The sequence below is a fragment of the Humitalea rosea genome (assembly GCF_003253705.1).
GTDB classification, from domain to species: Bacteria; Pseudomonadota; Alphaproteobacteria; order Acetobacterales; family Acetobacteraceae; genus Humitalea; species Humitalea rosea.
In genome coordinates this window covers 64,425-76,842 of the sequence record NZ_QKYU01000019.1, presented here as the reverse complement: position 1 = coordinate 76,842, position 12,418 = coordinate 64,425, and the positions used below count along the sequence as shown (strand labels likewise).

Below are 12,418 nucleotides of genomic sequence, written 5' to 3'. Positions count from 1 at the left end.
CCAATTCAACATGCTAAACGGCGAGCGAGCCCAGCACGAACAGCACAATCGCGATGATGAGAAAGATGCCGAACAATACCTTCGCCGCCGTCCCGGCGACAGCCGCAACGCCGGAGAAGCCCAGCGCCCCGGCGACAATAGCGACGATAAGTGCGATGATGGCCCAGGTGAGCATGGTGGTTTCTCCGTTGCGTGATGTGACCTGAACACCACGGCAGCGGGTTGGTTTCGCTCTTTGCCGGCTTTGTGCCCCGCCCTAACGCCGCCAGAGCCACCAACCAGCCACCGGCGCGGCCACCGCAACCGCCCCGGCCGCCAGCGGCAAGACCCCCGGCCCCCGCTCGCTCACGACCAATCCGGCGCCCAGCACGCCGAAGGCGGCAATGCCGATGCAGACGCTGGGGAAGACCCGGATCGCCCAGGGCTTGAAGCCGGTGATGCCACCGCCCCAGACCACCAGCGGCAGCATCGCGAGGAACAGCGTCCCCGAGCCCAGCCCCAGCGGTTCCAGCACCGTGAACCAGGGCAGCAAGGCCGCGACCATGCCCAGCACGCTGACCGCGGCCGCCGTCTGGCGCCGCATCACCGATGGATCATCATCGGCAGGCACAGCACCATGATGACGCCGAAATGCACGGGATCGACGCCGACCGCGAGCATCAGCACCGGCACCATCACCGGCCCGGGGATCAGCCCCGCCGCAAAAAGCTGCCCGATCGAGGTATTGGCCATGACGCCAAAAATCACCATCGGCAGGCTCGGCGGGATGATCGGCCCGATCGTCGAGGACGCGCCTGTGAGGCCCACGGCAAAGGGCAGCGGGTAGCCATTCATGGCCTTGATCTCGATGTTGCCGAGCCCGCCGGCATCCGTGATGGCCGTGCCGCCATGGCGCTGCCGGTGAAGCAGAGCATCATCAGCACATAGCGGGTGAGGAACTGCAGGAAGATGACCCCCGCCAGGATCCAGAACAGGATGACGCAGATCCAGTCCTCCGGCGCCAGATCGGCGCTGGCCTCGGGGATGGCCGCCTCGGCTTCCGCCAGCTCATGAAATGTCGCCTCGGCATCCTTGCCCTGCACGCGGCTTCCCCCCGATTGTTCGCTTGCCGGCAAGGGTGCAACGGCCAAGGGAAGAAACGCAAATGGCGAAAATCCTGCGGGCCAGCCTCGCCCAGGTGGATGTGGCGCGGATCGGCGGCATCACGCCCTGGCTGAAGGTCGCGCACATGGCCGGGGCCTTCAACATCCCCGTCGCGCCGCATTTCCTGATGGAGCTTCACCTGCCCCTGGTCGCGGCGGTGCCCAACGGCGCCTGGCTGGAACACATCCCCCAACTCGACGACATCGCCACCAGCCGCGTGGTGGTGGCCGAGGGCGTTGCCACCCCCTCCGACGCGCCGGGCAATGGCATCGCCTGGGATTGGGCGGCGATCGAGGTCGCGTCATTCAGACCGTCTCGAACCAGGCGACATTGCCTTCGTTGAGGTCGTAGCGCGCGGCCATGATCTTCAGCCGCCCACCGCGCATGGCCTCCTCCAGCAGCGGGCTTTGCCGGTGCAGCCGGCCGGCGGTCCGCCGAGCGTTGCCGATGACCGCGGCATCGAGCAACGCGCCCGGGGCATCGCGCGCGGCCAGGACGGCGGGGATGATCGGCAGGATCATGTCGCCGATCACGCCTTCGTAGGAGGCGTTGTGCTCCACCACCTCCACCGCCGCCGCCACCGCGCCGCAGCCCTCATGGCCGAGCACCACGACCAGCGGGCAGCCCAGCACCCCCACGCCATATTCGATGCTGCCGAGGGCGGCGGTGTCCACGGTATTGCCCGCGTTGCGGATGATGAAGAGATCGCCGAGCCCGGCGCCGAACAGCAGTTCCGGCGGCACGCGGCTGTCGGAGCAGCCCAGGATCACGCAATAGGGCGCCTGCCCGCCGGCGAGGACCTCGCGGCGGTCGCGCCCCATGCTCGCCGGCATCGGGGTGTCGCGGCGCCAGGCGGCATTGCCCGCCTGCATCCGGGCCAGCGCCCGGTCGGGGGTGAGGGTGGTCGCCGGCACCCGGCCTACCGCCGGCGCCAAGGGCAGCGCCACGGCGGCACAGGCCAGGGCGCCGATGGTCAGGGCGCCGATGGCCAGGCCACGGCGGCCGGGCCTGGGCCCAGCATGCGGCGCACCGTCACAGCACGCGCATCCGCCCTGCCGCATCACATCATCCATCTGCCGCTCGCCCATCCCGCACGTCGGGCACAGCGTCACAGAGTTTGTGAAAGAAACCGGAAAGACGCCGTGCCAAACCTCAGGCCCGCGCCACCCGCCGGTCCAGCACGGCACAGGTCAGGCGCGAGATGCAGGCGAGCTTGCCATCGGCGCGGAAGATCTCCGTCTGCCAGATCTGGGTGCTGCGCCCGATGTGCAGGGCGCGGCAGATCGCGGTGACGGTCTCGCCCTCGGGCACCGAGGCGATGTGGTTGGCGTTGATCTCGAGCCCGACGCAGATCCTGCCCTCGCCCAGCGTCTGGTAGCAGGCCATGCTGCCGATGGTCTCCGACAGCACCACCGAACAGCCGCCGTGCAGGATGCGGTGCGGCTGCACATGCCGCGCATCCACCGGCATCTCGGCCTTCACCCAATCGGGGCCGAATTCGGTGATGCGAATGCCAAGGAGCGCGGAGAGGGTATTCTCCATGCGGGCGTTGACGGCGTCCGGATCGGCCGGCTTTTTCCAAATGCTCATGCGCGCGAAGGTCGCAAACCCCGGGCCGGCGTCAAGCCACCGTGTCGTGCGAGGCGCTGCCAGCGCAGCGCCATCAGCACCGCCACCGTCCCCAGCCCCAGCGCCAGCCCGATCCAGATGCCCGGCGGGCCGAGGCCGAGCGGATGCGCCAGCACCCAGGCCCCCGGCAGGCCGATGCCCCAATAACCGAGGCCCGCCAGCAGCATCGGCACCCGCGTATCGCCCAGCCCGCGCAGCGCCCCGGCCGCCGCGACCTGCACGCCATCGGCCAGCTGGAACGCCCCCGCGGCCATCAGCATCGGCACCGCCAGGGCCAGGACGGAGGGCGCGACCGGATCATCCGGCGACAGGAACAGCCCGGCGAGGCGCGCGGGTTGGCTCAGCAGCACCACCGCCATCATGGCCATGAAGCCGGCGCACAACGCCATCGCGACCCAGCCCGCCCGCCGCGCGGCCGCGACGCGGAAGCCGCCGATGGCGATGCCGACGCGGGCGGTCGCCGCCTGGCCGATGCCCATGGGGACCATGAAGGTCATGCTGGCGACCTGCACCGTGACGGCATGGGCCGCGATCGCGGCCGGGCCGAAGCCGCCGATGACGAAGGCGGCACCGGAGAAGACCCCGATCTCCAACACCATGGCGCCCGAGATCGGCAGCCCCAGCCGCAGCACCCGCCGCAGCCCGGCGAAGGGCGGGTCATCGTGGCGCAGCGGGCGGAACAGCCGCAGCCGCCGCAGCCGCCGGTCCCGCGCGACCGCCGCCCAAAGGCCCAGCAGCATCAACCCATTCGCGAGGCTGGAGGCGATCCCCGCCCCCTCCACGCCCAGCGCCGGCATCCCGAGGCGCCCGAACACCAGCCCCCAGCAGAACACCGCATTCGCGAGGATGCCGCCGACCGCGACGAACAGCGCCGCGCGCGGCCGCTCCTCCGCCGCCAGCAGGCCGCGCAGCACGATGAACAGGCAGAAGGGCAGCAGCCCCCACATCATGGGCCGGATATAGACCTGGGCGAGATCGGCCAGCGCCGGCGTCTGCCCCAGCAGCCGCAGCACCGGGGCCGTGTGCCACAGCACCGCCCAGGCGGGCAGCACCGCCAGCAGCACGGCAAGCGTCGTCGCATGCACCGCCCCGCGCCGGCCGCGCAGTGGCCGCAGCCCCCGGCCCCGCAACTGCGCGAGCAAGGGCGCCGCCGCCAGGGCAAGCCCGAATCCCGGCGCCAGCAGCGCCCAATAGAGGTTGGCGCCGAGCGTCGCCGCCGCCAGCGCCTCGGCGGAATGATGCCCCAGCACCAGCGCGTCGGTCACCGTCATCGCCATCTGCGACAGGTTGGTCAGCACCAGCGGCCAGGCGAGGGAGAGGGTGGCCAGCACCTCCGCCCCCGGGGTCGGATTGGGCAAGGAGGCGCGCGGGTTCATGCCGCGCCGTGTAGCGCATCCGGGCCTCCGGGGCAGGGGGGCGGGTGGCGGTTTGGCCGCTCCCGGGTCTAGGCTGCCGCCAAACACTCCCCGGGAGACACCAGATGCAACGCCGGAGCCTGCTTGCCGCCCCCATGGTCGCCCCTGCCCTATTGGCCCTCCCCGCCCAGGCGCAGCCCGCGGGCGTGGTGATGGAGGAATTCCTGGTCCCCGGCGGCGCGCCCGGGATCGAGCTGTATCTGCGGAACAAGCGGCCGGAGGCGGCGACGGCCGCCCGGCCGGACCGGACCATCCTGATCTGCCACGGCGCGACCTACCCGGCGCATACCGCCTTCGACCTCCGGCTCGGGGGGTTGTCCTGGATGGATTACATGGCCGGTCGCGGCTTCGACGTCTGGTGCGTCGATCTGCGCGGCTATGGCCGCAGCACCCGCCCGCCCGAGATGAACCAGCCGCCCGAGGCCAATCCGCCGCTCGTGCGTGGGGATGACGCGGTGGCCGATATCGCCGCGGCCGCCGCCTATATCCGCGAGAAGCGCGGGGTGCCGAAGATCGTGCATATCGGCTGGTCCTGGGGCACCAGCCTGCAGGCGCGCTTCGCGACCGAGCATCCGGAGCTGGTCGAGCGGCTGGTGCTCTACGCGCCGCAATGGCTGCGGACCCAGCCTTCGCTGGTCGCGGCCCCGGAGGGGCCGATTGCGGCCTATCGCAGCGTCACCCGGGCCCAGGCGCGCGCGCGCTGGATGACCGGCGTGCCCGAGGCCAAGCGGGCGAGCCTGATCCCCGCCGGCTGGTTCGAGCATTGGGCCGATTCCACCTTCGCGACCGACCCCGAGGGCAATCGCAAGGTGCCGCAGGAATTGCGCGCCCCCAATGGCGTGCTGCAGGACAGCCGCGAGTTCTGGCTGGCCGGAAAGCCCTATTACGACCCCGCCAAGCTCACCATGCCGGTGCTGCTGACGGTCGCGGAATGGGACCGCGACACGCCGCCGGAACTGGCGGTGACGCTGTTCCCGCTGCTGACGGCCAGCCCCGGCAAGCGCCTCGTGATGCTGGCCGAGGGCACCCACAGCATCGTCATGGAACGCAACCGCGGGGCCTTGTTCCAGACGGTGCAGGTCTTCCTGGAGGAAGCGATCGCGGCCTGAGCCGCTACTCGATGCGGATATCCGCATCGCGGATCAGGGCGGCGTAACGCGCCGCATCCCGCCGCAGCAGTGCGGCGGCATCCGCCTGGGTGCCGCCGCCGGGCAGGAAGCCGGAATCCCGGATGCGCTGGCGCAGCACCGGCTCCTGCAAGGCGGTGTTGACCGCCGCGACCCAGCGCGCCGCGATCGGCTCGGGCAGGCCCGGCGGGCCCATGATCATGTACCAGACGCTGGCATCGAAGCCGGGGAAGCCGGATTCGGCGATGGTCGGCACATCCGGCAGCCACTCCACCCGTTCCGGCAGGGTGGTGGCGATCGCGCGCACCCGGCCCGCGCGCAGATGCGGCAGATAGGTCGGCAGCGTGTCGATGGCGAGGTCGATGCGCCCGGCCAGCACCTCGTTCACCGCCTGGCCGGTGCCGCGGAACGGCACATGCGTCATATCCAGCCCGGCCGAGACGCCGAGCAGCGCGGCCGCCAGATGCTGCTGCGTCGCGACACCGGAGGATGAGTAGTTGAGCTTGCCCGGGTTGGCCTTGGCATGGGCGATGAAGCCCGCAAGGTCCCGCACCGGGCTGTCCAGCGGCACCACCGCCACCAGCGGCACGGTGCCGGCCAGCACCACGGCGGTCTGGTCGGTCAGAATGTCGAAGGGCACCGGCTTCATCTGCGGCGGCACCACGGCCGAGGCGCTGACCGTCGTCATCAGCATCGTGTAGCCATCCGGCCGGGCCCGCGCATTCGCCGCGGCGGCCAGCGTGCCCGAGGCGCCGGCCCGGTTGTCGATGAGGACCGCCTGGCCGAACATCGTCTGGAGCGACGGCTGCAGGAAGCGCGCGATGATGTCGGTGCCGCCACCCGGCGCGAAGCCGACGAGGAGGGAGACAGCGCGGGAGGGATAGGGCTGGCCCTGGGCCAATGCGGGCAGCGAGACAAAAGGCGCGCCAAGAGAAGCAGCCAACAGGCCGCGGCGGGACGACATAGAGTTCCTCCGGATTTCGTTGCGCGAACGCTGCCGCAACCCAAACCAGCCGTCTAGGCGGCCCCGCTCATTAAATGCGCGAGGCAGGCCTCAAAGCCGATCAGGTCAGTGAAGCGCTGCTCGGGGGAGACGTCGCGCACGATCAGCGCACCGCCCGACAGCGCGATGCCGCCATCGATCATCAGATTGTCGTGGAGGTCGAAATCCTCCAGCGACATGTGGTCGGCGTCTTCCCATACTCCATCCGGCCGCTGCCGCGCCGAATCGCCCAGGCTGCGCAGGGTACGGTCGGTGAAGCGGCGGGCGACATTGGAATAGCCCAGCACCGGCCGCTGCAACGCCCGCATGAAGCCCAGCTCATAGACCGTGCCGGCATCGGCGCTGGGGCCGCGGAACGGGGTCAGATTGGCGATCAGCGCATCGCAATCGCGCAGATGCGCCTCGTTCCGCGCATAGATGGACATGGCCCGCGACCGTGGCTGCGCCAGCGCCAGCGGGTCGGAGGGCGGCCAGGGATCGGTCGGGAAGATGCCGATCGCGCCATAGGCGACGCACAGCGCCTTCTTCGCGGCCGCGGCCGCCCCGGGATCGGGCAGGAAGACGTCAGGGCCGGCCAAATAGATTCGCATCGGCGACAGAGTGCCCCAAGGGGGTGAGAAGTTGCCATGTATGACTTTGCCGCAGCCCCTCGCGAAGGGCCTTTGACGCGGCGTCCGCCGCAGGGGTCTTTGACGCGGCGCCCGCCGCAGGGCCGAATGCGGCCATGGACCTCGAAGCCGAATACAACAACCGCGCCCGCGTGCCGGAGCACCCCGCCCATATCGCCGCCTGGGCGCGCGATGCCGCCGCCTGGCGTGCCGAATGCCCAAGGGCGGAGCTGAACCTCGCCTATGGCACCGAGCCACGACAGGCGCTGGACCTGTTCTGGCCCGATGCGGGCGAGGACGCCCCGATCGCCGTCTGGATCCATGGCGGCTACTGGCAGGCGCTGGATCGCTCCACCTCCAGCCATTGCGCGCGGGGGCTGAATTTGCGGGGCGTGGCGGTGGCGGTGCCCTCCTACACGCTCTGCCCGCAGACCACGCTCGTCGGCATCCTGGCGGAGATGCGCGCGGCCATGGGCTACCTCCACGCCCGCCACGGGCGGCCGCTGCTGGTCATGGGGCATTCGGCGGGCGGGCATCTGGCGGCGATGCTGGCGGCGACGGATTGGAGCCAGTTCGGCCTGCCCGGCCTGCTGGTCCCCGCCATCCTGCCGGTCTCCGGCGTGTTCGAACTGGAGCCGCTGCTCACCACCAGCATCGCGACCGCGCTGCATCTGGATGCGGCGACCGCCCATGATCTGTCGCCGCGCTTCCTGCCCTCGCCGCATGTCGCCTGCCATGCGGTGGTGGGGGGTGCCGAAAGCAGCGAATTCCTGCGCCAGACGCGGGAGTTCGCGGCCGCCTGGCATGGCAGTTGGGAGGCGATCCCGGGCGCCGATCATTTCACCGTCACCGCCCCCTTCAGCGACCCCGCGCATCCGCTGGTCGCCCGCGCGGCGAGCATGGCGGAAGCGCTTGCGGCGTCGTGATGTTTTAGGCTTAAAATAGTTTCAAATGGGAGACTGGGATATGGATCAGATGTTCTTTGGACGTCGTGCCGTGCTCGCGGGCGCGACCGGCCTTGCCGCGACCGGCCTCGCCATGCCGGCGGTGCATGCCCAAGCCACGGCCGGGCTGAAGATCGGCGTCATCGCCGTGCTGACCGGGCCGGCCGCCGCCCTCGGCACGCATCTGCGCGATGGCTGGATGCTGGGCATGAAGCATCTGGACAACAAGCTTGGCGGCGTCGTCACCGAAAGCCTCGTGATCGACGACGAGTTGCGCCCCGATGTCGCGGTGACCAAGGTCCGCGCGGCGCTGGAACGCGACAAGGTCGATGTCATGGTCGGCGTGGTGTTCAGCAACGTGCTGGCGGCGGTGATGCGCCCCATCACCGAGAACGGCACCTTCCTCATCGGCACCAACGCCGGGCCCTCGACCTTCGCGGGGCGTGGCTGCAACCCGAACTTCTTCACCACCTCCTACAACAACGACCAGGTCCATTCGGTGATGGGCCAGGCGGCGCAGGATGCGGGCTATCGCCGCGTCTTCGTGATGACGCCGAACTACCAGGCCGGGCGCGATGCCGTCGCGGGCTTCAAGTCCCGCTTCAAGGGCGAGGTCGTGGACGAGGTCTACGTGCCGCTGACCCAGCTCGACTTCTCGCCGGAGCTGGCGAAGATCGCCGCGAGCCGGCCGGATGCGATCTTCACCTTCATGCCGGGTGGTCTGGGCGTGAATCTGGTGCGGCAGTACCGGCAGGCGGGGCTGGCGAATATCCCGTTCCTGTCCACCTTCACCGTCGATGAAAGCACGCTGCCGGCGCAGGGCGAGGCCGCCGAGGGCTTCCTCGCCGCCTCCGTCTGGGCGCCGAACATGGACAATGAGCAGAACCGCCGCTTCGTTCACGACTTCGAAGGCCAGTTCAACTACATCCCCGCCTCCTATGCCGCGCAATCCTATGATGCGGCGATGCTGCTGAACTCCGCCGTGGGCAAGGTGCGCGGCAGCCTCACCGACAAGGACGCCTTCCGCGCCGCCATCCAGGCGGCTGATTTCAACAGCCTGCGCGGCAACTTCAAGTTCGGCACCAACCACTACCCGGTGCAGGATTTCTGGCTCTGCAAGGTGGAGAAGCGCGCCGACGGCAAGTTCCAGACCGCGACGGTCAAGAAGGTGCTGGAGAATGACGTCGATCCCTATGCCGCCGAGTGCCGCATGCGCTGAGCATGAGCACCATGCTGCTGCTGCTGCTGCAGGGGCTGAACGGCCTGCAACTGGGGATATTGCTGTTCCTGGTCGCGGCCGGCCTGACCCTGGTGTTCGGGGTGATGGATTTCATCAACCTCGCCCATGGCGTCCAGTACATGCTGGGCGCCTATCTGGCAGCCTTCTTCGCCAGCCTGACGGGATCGTTCTGGCTGGCGCTGCTGTTCGCCTTGCCGAGCGCGCTCGCCTTCGGACTCCTGTTGGAATGGCTGGTGTTTCGGCATTTGTATGATCGCGACCATCTGTCGCAGGTGCTGGCGACCTTCGGCGTGATCCTGTTCCTGAACGAAGGGGTGAAGGCACTCTGGGGCTCCGCCCCCTTGCAGGTGCCGATGCCGGCGCTGCTGTCGGGCGGGTTCGAGATCATGCCCGGGCTGCAATACCCGATCTATCGCATCGCCATCCTCGGCGCTGGCCTCGCGACAGCCGGGCTGCTCTGGCTGGTGGTGGAGCGCACCAAGGTCGGCATGCTGGTGCGCGCGGGGGCGACGAATGCGCCGATGGTCGCGGCCCTCGGCGTCGATATCCGCCGGCTGTTCATGGGCGTCTTCGGCTTCGGTGCGATGCTCGCGGGTTTTGCCGGGGTGATGGCCGCGCCGATCCTGTCGGTGGAGCCGGGGATGGGCGACAATCTGCTGATCCTCGCCTTCGTCGTCATCGTCATCGGCGGCATCGGCAGCATTCGCGGCGCCTTCCTCGCGGCGCTGATGGTCGGGCTGATCGAGACGCTCGGCAAATCCTTGATGCCGGATCTGATGCGGCTGTTCATGGACCCCTCCTCGGCGCGGCAGACCGGGGCGGCGCTGGCCTCCATGCTGATCTACATCGCCATGGCGGCGATCCTGGCGGTGCGCCCAGCGGGGCTGTTCCCGGTACGCGCGGCGTGAGGCGCGACCTGCCGGCGATAGCCTTCCTGCTGTTGCTGGCCATGGCCCCCTTCATCGGCTTCGGCGAGGGCCACCAGCTGACCTTGCTCGCGCGCAGCATGATCTTCGGCATCGGCGCGGTGTCGCTGGCGCTGCTGGTGGGCGGTGCGGGACTGGCCTCGCTCGGGCATGCGGCGATGCTCGGCTTCGGCGCCTATGCGGTGGTGGTGCTCGATGACGCGGGCATCACCTCGATGGCCATCGTGCTGCCGGTGGCGATGCTGGCGGCGGCGGGGTTCGCCCTGCTGACAGGCGTGATCGCGATCCGGACCAGCGGCGTGCATTTTATCATGATCACTTTGGCCTTCGGGCAGATGGCCTATTTCACCGCGGCCTCGCTCTCGGCCTATGGCGGCGATGACGGCTACACCCTCTACGGCCGCACCGAGGTCTTCGGCACCAGGCTGCTGGAGAACCGGCTGGCGTTCCACTACGTCTGCCTCGGCGCGCTGACCTTCACCTGGGGGCTGTGCCGGCTGCTGCTCGCCTCGCGCTTCGGCCGCGTGCTGCGCGCGGCGCGGGAGAATGAGCTGCGGGTGCAGGCGGTGGGCTTCTCGCCCTATCCCTATCGGCTGGTCGCCTATGTCATCGCGGGCGCGCTCGGCGGGCTGGCCGGGGTGCTGCTGGCCAATTCGGCCGAGTTCATCGCGCCCAGCTACCTCTCCTGGCAGCGCTCCGGCGAATTGCTGTTCATGGTCATCCTCGGCGGGCTTGGCGGGCTGCATGGCGCGATGATCGGCGCGCTGGTCTTCATGGGGCTGGAGGAATGGCTGCCGCATCTGCTCGGCGAGCATTGGCGCCTGGTGTTCGGCCCGCTGCTGATCCTGTCGGTGCTGTTCCTGCGCGGCGGGCTGGTGGGGCTGCCCGCGAGCCTGCGAGGGATTGGCCGTGGCTGAGCCATTGCTCGAACTGCGGGACTTGCAGAAATCCTTCGGCGGGCTGCGCGTCACCGATGGCGTCTCGCTGGATGTGGTGCCGGGCGAGATCCACGCCGTCATCGGCCCGAATGGCGCGGGCAAGACCACGCTGATCAACGAGATCACCGGGCGGCTTTTGCTGGACGCGGGCCGCGTCATCTTCGGTGGCGAGGATGTGACGCATCTGTCGATGGCGGCGCGCGCGCGGCGGGGCCTCGCGCGCTCCTTCCAGATCACCAGCATCCTGCCCGGGTTTTCGGTGCTGGAGAATGCCGCGCTGGCGGTGCAGGCGCGGCATGGCTCCTCCTTCCGCTTCTGCCGCCCGGTGGCGGGCGAGGCCGCGTTGAACGGCCCCGCGCTGGCGGCCTTGGAGGCCGTGGGCCTCGGCACCCGTGCGGCACTCCCCGCCGGCAGCCTGAGCCATGGCGAGAAGCGGCAGTTGGAACTGGCCATCGCGCTCGCCACCGAACCGCGTCTGCTGCTGCTGGACGAGCCGCTGGCCGGCGCGGGGCCGGAGGAAACCACGCGGCTGATCGAGATCCTGCTGCGCCTGAAACAGCAGTATGCGATCCTGCTGATCGAGCACGACATGCAGGCGGTCTTTGCCCTGGCCGACCGCGTCTCCGTGCTGGTCTACGGCCGGCTGATCGCGACCGGCACCGTCGCCGAGATCCGCGCCGATGCCGCCGTGCGCGCCGCCTATCTTGGCGAGGATGAGCTCGCGTGATGCTGGTGCTGGAAGCCCTGACCGCCGGCTATGGCCAGTCCCAGGCGCTGGCCGGGATCGATCTTGCGATCGGCGCCGGTGAGGTCGTGACCCTGCTCGGCCGCAACGGCATGGGCAAGACGACGACGGTCCGCGCCATCATGGGGCTGCTGCCCAGCGTCGGCGGCCGCATCTGGGGCGGGGCCGCGAGCTTCGCGGGCGACAGCCTGCTGGGCCAGCCGCCGCATCGCGTGGCGCAACGCGGCCTGGGCCTGGTGCCGGAGGGTCGCCAGATCTTCCCGACCTTGAATGTCGAGGAAAACCTGATCGCCACTGCCGCCGACCGCGATGGCCGCGGGCGATGGACGCTTGATGGCATCTACGACCTTTTCCCCCGCCTGCGCGAACGCCGCCGCAACTCGGGAGGAAAACTCTCGGGCGGCGAGCAGCAGATGCTGGCGATCGGCCGCGCGCTGATGACCAATCCGCGGCTGTTGATCCTCGATGAGGCGACCGAGGGGCTGGCCCCCATCATCCGCGCCGAGATATGGGCGGTGCTCGCGCAACTGAAGGCCGAGGGCCAGGCGATATTGCTGATCGACAAGAACCTCGGCGCCGTGCTGCGTCTGGCCGACCGGCATGTCGTGGTCGAGAAAGGCCGCAGCGTCTGGACCGGCACCAGCGCCGAGCTGGAATCCGACCCGGCATTGCGCGAGACCTATCTGCATCTGTAACGTAA

At 69.6% G+C, this 12,418-nt stretch carries 17 protein-coding genes; 8 read left to right on the top strand and 9 right to left on the bottom strand.

Translation table 11 applies throughout. The features are described from left to right. Positions 1-13: 13 nt before the first annotated feature. The 4 genes from C8P66_RS16420 to C8P66_RS24425 all read right to left on the bottom strand — a co-directional run bounded on the left by C8P66_RS16420 (position 14) and on the right by C8P66_RS24425 (position 1,115). The gene (locus C8P66_RS16420) at positions 14-175 is read right to left on the bottom strand and encodes a DUF1328 domain-containing protein (protein ID WP_111399359.1); all 162 of its coding nucleotides are present in this window, start codon (positions 173-175) and stop codon (positions 14-16) included. 81 nt (positions 176-256) lie between these two features. After that, positions 257-583 carry a hypothetical protein gene (locus C8P66_RS16415; RefSeq protein ID WP_111399358.1) on the bottom strand — a complete coding sequence of 109 codons (327 nt, stop codon included), beginning with the start codon at positions 581-583 and terminating at the stop codon, positions 257-259. Then, positions 583-834 (bottom strand): TRAP transporter large permease subunit, encoded by a 252-nt coding sequence (locus C8P66_RS24740; RefSeq protein ID WP_281271355.1) that lies wholly within the window; start codon positions 832-834, stop codon positions 583-585. The genes C8P66_RS16415 and C8P66_RS24740 overlap by 1 nt, the downstream gene beginning before the upstream one ends. Beyond that, a complete protein-coding gene (locus tag C8P66_RS24425; protein ID WP_245903611.1) occupies positions 831-1,115 on the bottom strand; it encodes a hypothetical protein in 285 nt (94 codons plus the stop codon). The genes C8P66_RS24740 and C8P66_RS24425 overlap by 4 nt, the downstream gene beginning before the upstream one ends. Before the next feature lie 29 nt (positions 1,116-1,144). On the opposite strand from C8P66_RS24425, the gene C8P66_RS16405 reads away from it, so the two are divergent. Further along, the gene (locus C8P66_RS16405) at positions 1,145-1,486 is read left to right on the top strand and encodes an enolase C-terminal domain-like protein (protein WP_245903609.1); all 342 of its coding nucleotides are present in this window, start codon (positions 1,145-1,147) and stop codon (positions 1,484-1,486) included. Here the strand turns inward: C8P66_RS16405 and C8P66_RS16400 are convergent. The 3 genes from C8P66_RS16400 to C8P66_RS16390 all read right to left on the bottom strand — a co-directional run bounded on the left by C8P66_RS16400 (position 1,449) and on the right by C8P66_RS16390 (position 4,130). Beyond that, on the bottom strand, positions 1,449-2,231 hold the full coding sequence (locus C8P66_RS16400) for a carbonic anhydrase (protein WP_245903607.1): 783 nt from the start codon (positions 2,229-2,231) through the stop codon (positions 1,449-1,451). The two genes, C8P66_RS16405 and C8P66_RS16400, sit on opposite strands and share 38 nt — an antisense overlap. Positions 2,232-2,295: 64 nt before the next feature. Then, the gene (locus tag C8P66_RS16395; RefSeq protein ID WP_111399355.1) at positions 2,296-2,733 is read right to left on the bottom strand and encodes a PaaI family thioesterase; all 438 of its coding nucleotides are present in this window, start codon (positions 2,731-2,733) and stop codon (positions 2,296-2,298) included. Next, the gene (locus C8P66_RS16390; protein ID WP_245903605.1) at positions 2,730-4,130 is read right to left on the bottom strand and encodes an MATE family efflux transporter; all 1,401 of its coding nucleotides are present in this window, start codon (positions 4,128-4,130) and stop codon (positions 2,730-2,732) included. The genes C8P66_RS16395 and C8P66_RS16390 overlap by 4 nt, the downstream gene beginning before the upstream one ends. Before the next feature lie 122 nt (positions 4,131-4,252). Here C8P66_RS16390 and C8P66_RS16385 point away from each other — a divergent pair, with 122 nt between their 5' ends. After that, positions 4,253-5,296 (top strand): alpha/beta hydrolase, encoded by a 1,044-nt coding sequence (locus C8P66_RS16385; RefSeq protein WP_111399353.1) that lies wholly within the window; start codon positions 4,253-4,255, stop codon positions 5,294-5,296. A gap of 4 nt (positions 5,297-5,300) precedes the next feature. On the opposite strand, the gene C8P66_RS16380 is transcribed toward C8P66_RS16385, so the two are convergent. Together C8P66_RS16380 and C8P66_RS16375 are read right to left on the bottom strand one after the other, a co-directional pair. Beyond that, complete coding sequence (locus tag C8P66_RS16380) at positions 5,301-6,278, bottom strand: Bug family tripartite tricarboxylate transporter substrate binding protein (RefSeq protein WP_111399352.1); 978 nt, start codon at positions 6,276-6,278, stop codon at positions 5,301-5,303. 53 nt (positions 6,279-6,331) lie between these two features. Continuing rightward, positions 6,332-6,907, bottom strand: coding sequence for a nucleoside 2-deoxyribosyltransferase (locus tag C8P66_RS16375; protein WP_111399351.1), 576 nt, complete (start codon positions 6,905-6,907; stop codon positions 6,332-6,334). 134 nt (positions 6,908-7,041) lie between these two features. On the opposite strand from C8P66_RS16375, the gene C8P66_RS16370 reads away from it, so the two are divergent. The 6 genes from C8P66_RS16370 to C8P66_RS16345 are packed head-to-tail and all read left to right on the top strand — an operon-like array spanning position 7,042 to position 12,413. Next, the gene (locus C8P66_RS16370; protein WP_111399350.1) at positions 7,042-7,851 is read left to right on the top strand and encodes an alpha/beta hydrolase; all 810 of its coding nucleotides are present in this window, start codon (positions 7,042-7,044) and stop codon (positions 7,849-7,851) included. Between the two features lie 40 nt (positions 7,852-7,891). After that, positions 7,892-9,088 carry an ABC transporter substrate-binding protein gene (locus C8P66_RS16365; protein WP_211314174.1) on the top strand — a complete coding sequence of 399 codons (1,197 nt, stop codon included), beginning with the start codon at positions 7,892-7,894 and terminating at the stop codon, positions 9,086-9,088. Between the two features lie 2 nt (positions 9,089-9,090). Beyond that, the gene (locus C8P66_RS16360) at positions 9,091-10,017 is read left to right on the top strand and encodes a branched-chain amino acid ABC transporter permease (protein WP_342768019.1); all 927 of its coding nucleotides are present in this window, start codon (positions 9,091-9,093) and stop codon (positions 10,015-10,017) included. Then, positions 10,014-10,952: a branched-chain amino acid ABC transporter permease gene (locus tag C8P66_RS16355; protein ID WP_245903603.1), complete on the top strand. Its 939-nt coding sequence runs from the start codon at positions 10,014-10,016 to the stop codon at positions 10,950-10,952. The genes C8P66_RS16360 and C8P66_RS16355 overlap by 4 nt, the downstream gene beginning before the upstream one ends. Continuing rightward, positions 10,945-11,700, top strand: coding sequence for an ABC transporter ATP-binding protein (locus C8P66_RS16350; RefSeq protein WP_111399392.1), 756 nt, complete (start codon positions 10,945-10,947; stop codon positions 11,698-11,700). The genes C8P66_RS16355 and C8P66_RS16350 overlap by 8 nt, the downstream gene beginning before the upstream one ends. Then, on the top strand, positions 11,700-12,413 hold the full coding sequence (locus C8P66_RS16345) for an ABC transporter ATP-binding protein (RefSeq protein WP_111399349.1): 714 nt from the start codon (positions 11,700-11,702) through the stop codon (positions 12,411-12,413). Before C8P66_RS16350 ends, C8P66_RS16345 begins: the two co-directional genes overlap by 1 nt. The last annotated feature ends 5 nt before the right edge of the window (positions 12,414-12,418 follow it).

Bases quoted from the DNA above. Each gene is read 5' to 3' on its own strand.
- C8P66_RS16360 (WP_342768019.1), top strand. From the start codon at position 9,091: ATGAGCACCATGCTGCTGCTGCTGCTGCAGGGGCTGAACGGCCTGCAA.
- C8P66_RS16415 (WP_111399358.1), bottom strand. From the start codon at position 583: ATGCGGCGCCAGACGGCGGCCGCGGTCAGCGTGCTGGGCATGGTCGCG.
- C8P66_RS16385 (WP_111399353.1), top strand. From the start codon at position 4,253: ATGCAACGCCGGAGCCTGCTTGCCGCCCCCATGGTCGCCCCTGCCCTA.
- C8P66_RS16380 (WP_111399352.1), bottom strand. From the start codon at position 6,278: ATGTCGTCCCGCCGCGGCCTGTTGGCTGCTTCTCTTGGCGCGCCTTTT.
- C8P66_RS24740 (WP_281271355.1), bottom strand. From the start codon at position 834: ATGAATGGCTACCCGCTGCCCTTTGCCGTGGGCCTCACAGGCGCGTCC.
- C8P66_RS16345 (WP_111399349.1), top strand. From the start codon at position 11,700: ATGCTGGTGCTGGAAGCCCTGACCGCCGGCTATGGCCAGTCCCAGGCG.
- C8P66_RS16365 (WP_211314174.1), top strand. From the start codon at position 7,892: ATGGATCAGATGTTCTTTGGACGTCGTGCCGTGCTCGCGGGCGCGACC.
- C8P66_RS16375 (WP_111399351.1), bottom strand. From the start codon at position 6,907: ATGCGAATCTATTTGGCCGGCCCTGACGTCTTCCTGCCCGATCCCGGG.
- C8P66_RS16370 (WP_111399350.1), top strand. From the start codon at position 7,042: ATGGACCTCGAAGCCGAATACAACAACCGCGCCCGCGTGCCGGAGCAC.
- C8P66_RS16400 (WP_245903607.1), bottom strand. From the start codon at position 2,231: ATGGGCGAGCGGCAGATGGATGATGTGATGCGGCAGGGCGGATGCGCG.
- C8P66_RS16395 (WP_111399355.1), bottom strand. From the start codon at position 2,733: ATGAGCATTTGGAAAAAGCCGGCCGATCCGGACGCCGTCAACGCCCGC.
- C8P66_RS16405 (WP_245903609.1), top strand. From the start codon at position 1,145: ATGGCGAAAATCCTGCGGGCCAGCCTCGCCCAGGTGGATGTGGCGCGG.
- C8P66_RS16420 (WP_111399359.1), bottom strand. From the start codon at position 175: ATGCTCACCTGGGCCATCATCGCACTTATCGTCGCTATTGTCGCCGGG.